The 2,752-nt window shown below is 61.8% G+C and carries 1 protein-coding gene; it reads left to right on the plus strand.

Annotation, left to right across the window (positions count from 1 at the left end; all coding sequences use genetic code 11):
- Positions 1 to 2,752 (plus strand): hypothetical protein (locus tag ONB25_15050; GenBank protein MDZ7394203.1); only part of this gene is annotated, 2,752 nt, incomplete at both ends.

The following is a 2,752-nucleotide window of genomic DNA, read 5'->3' on the forward strand; positions in this document are numbered from 1 at the left end:
GGGTCCCTTCGGCCGTCACCGCCGGTTCCTCCTTCCCTAGTTCCGTGACCGTTACGGCGAAGGATGCATTCAACAACACGGTCACGAACTATGCCGGCACAGTCACCTGGTCGAGCAGTGATACCCGCGCGGGGTTGCCCGCTGGCGGGGGAGGGTTTACTGGTGGCCAGAAAACTTTCAGCGGCTCCGACTTTGTCCTTCGGACTGCGGGGGCGCAGACGGTGACGGTGACAGATTCGGCGGCGGGGGTGTCGCAGCAATCTGGGGCGATCCAGGTGAATGCGGGGCCCATCGCCAGCTTTACTTTGAGTGCGGGGTTGAGCCAGGTGGCGGGTGTGCCATTTGCGTTATCGGTGACCGGTGCGGTTGACGGCGAGGGGAATCCGGCTTCCGGCACGGTGGTGGTGAGTGTTGCCAGTGGTGGGGGGAGTTCGCCGAACGGTACCTCGCCGACGTTGAGTAATATAACCGTGGCCAATGGGAGTGGCAGTGCGAATCAGACCCTGGTGAGGGCGGTGGGGACAGAACTTCAGGGGGCAGTAGGCATGGTCGTTCGCAGCACGGGGACGATCACGGTGTCGCCCGGGGCGCTTGGTTCATTCACGCTCACGGGGTACCCGTCGGCGGTGACGGCGGGGAGTAATTTTGGTGCCAACAACGTGACGGTGGCGGCCTATGATCTTTACGGCAATTTGAAGACGAACTACACTGGACAGGTCTATTTCACTTCGACCGATGGCAATGCTACGCTTCCGTATACGGCGAGCAGTCGGTACACCTTCACCCTGGGCGATGCGGGTGTACACTCCTTTCCGGGGACGGGTTTTGTGTTGCGCACAGCCGGTGCGCAGACGGTGACGGTGACAGATGCGGCGGCGGGGGTGTCACGGCAGTCTGGGGCGATTGCGGTGAGTCCTGGGGCGTTGGACAGCTTCACGCTAAGCAACCCGGGCACGCAGGTGGCCGGGGTAGGGTTTACCCTGTCGGTGACCGGGGCGCGAGATAAGTGGAACAATGCGTGGAGTGGGACGATAGCGGTGAGTTTTGCCGATGGAGGGACTCACCAGTCGCCGAATGGGAGTACGCCGAGTTTGAGTGCGATTACGGTCACCAATGGGGCTGGGTCAGCGGCCCAGGTGTTGGTAAGGGCCGAGAGTGGGGTGGCGTTGCGGGGTTCGGCTGGTGGGGTCAGTGACGATACCGATGGGTTTGTCGTGGTGCCCGGGGCGCTCGGGTCGTTTGGGATCGCGGGGGTGCCCGCATCGGTGGTGGCAGGCAGTAGCTTTCCGTCGCCGGTGGTGGTCACTGCCTATGATGTGTACGGCAACGTGAAGACCAACTATGCGGGGAGTGTGAGCTGGAGTAGTACTGACCCCCAGGCATCCTTGCCGACGCCTGGTGGTGGCTTTAGTGCCGGACAAAAGAGCTTTCCAGGGGGCGGTTTTACGCTCAAGACCATGGGGGCGCAGACCATTACCGTCAATGACGCCGAGGCGGGGATTTCTGCCACTTCGGGTGCCATTTCTGTGGGGGCAGCCCCTGTGGCAAGCTTCACTCTGTCCAACCCTGGCAACCAGAAAGCAGGGGTGCCGTTTCCCCTGACGATCACCAGCGCACAGGACAGCTATGGCAACCCTGTTTCTGGCACCTTTACCGTGGACGCGGTTGTAGGTGGGGGCGCAGCCCCTGATGGTACCGCTGCGATTCTTACTCCCATCACGGTTGTTGCAGGCAGCGGGTCGTCCCTGCAGACTCTGTATCGTGTAGAAAGCGCGGTACGTTTGCGTGCCCAGCTCTCCGGTGTGAGTCGAACGACGGACCAGTTTGCTGTGGGCCCAGGGTCTTCTCTGGGTAGCTTCGGCCTCACCGGATACCCCAATGCCGTGGTTGCCGGCCAGACGTTCGGCGGCAATTCGGTGGTGGTCACCGCATATGACCGGTGGGAGAACGTCAAGACCGACTATGCAGGTACCGTCTGGTTCACAAGCACTGACCCCGCGGCTGTGCTCACCCACGGCTCCGCTAACCCTGTGCCGTTAGTGAACGGGACGCGAACATTTCCCGGTAGCGACTTCGACCTGCGGACGGCGGGGCAGCAACGAATCACGGTGACGAACGGCTCTGTGAGCCGAGTGAGTGATTACATCAATGTGTCGGCGGCGGCCATCAACAACTTCACTTTGGCTGCCGCGAGCCCGCAGACCGCAGGTGTTCCCTTCGCCCTGACGGTGACTGACGCAAGGGACGTTTACAACAATGCTGCCTCAGGTCTGGTGACCGTGAGCGTGGCTTCGGGGGGTGGTGATGCCCCAAACGGCACCCCGCCGCGCCTGGCGGACGTCGTCGTGGTCAACGGCAGCGGTTCCGCCATGCAGACGCTTTACAATGCCGTCCCGACACAATTGCGTGGCCAAATCGGCTCAGTGACGCGCACCACCGGTACGATCATTGTGCAGCCCGGAGCGCTGAGCAAGTTTGCGCTCACCGGCTACCCGCTCCGCGTAAGGGCGAACGACGACTTTGGCGGTGCGAATGTGACGGTGGGTGCCTATGACCCCTATGATAACCTGAAGACGAACTACACGGGTCAGGTGTACTTTACCAGCAGTGATCCCAGCGCGGTGCTACCCTATGATGTGAACAACCGCTATACCTTCGTTCCCGGTGACAACGGTGTGCATTCTTTTGCCGGAAGCGGGTTTGTGCTGCGCACCCCTGGGGTGCAGACCATCAGTGTGTACGACCACGCCAC

The sequence above is a fragment of the candidate division KSB1 bacterium genome (genome assembly GCA_034506335.1).
Lineage (GTDB): Bacteria > Zhuqueibacterota > Zhuqueibacteria > JANLFK01 > Oleimicrobiaceae > Oleimicrobium.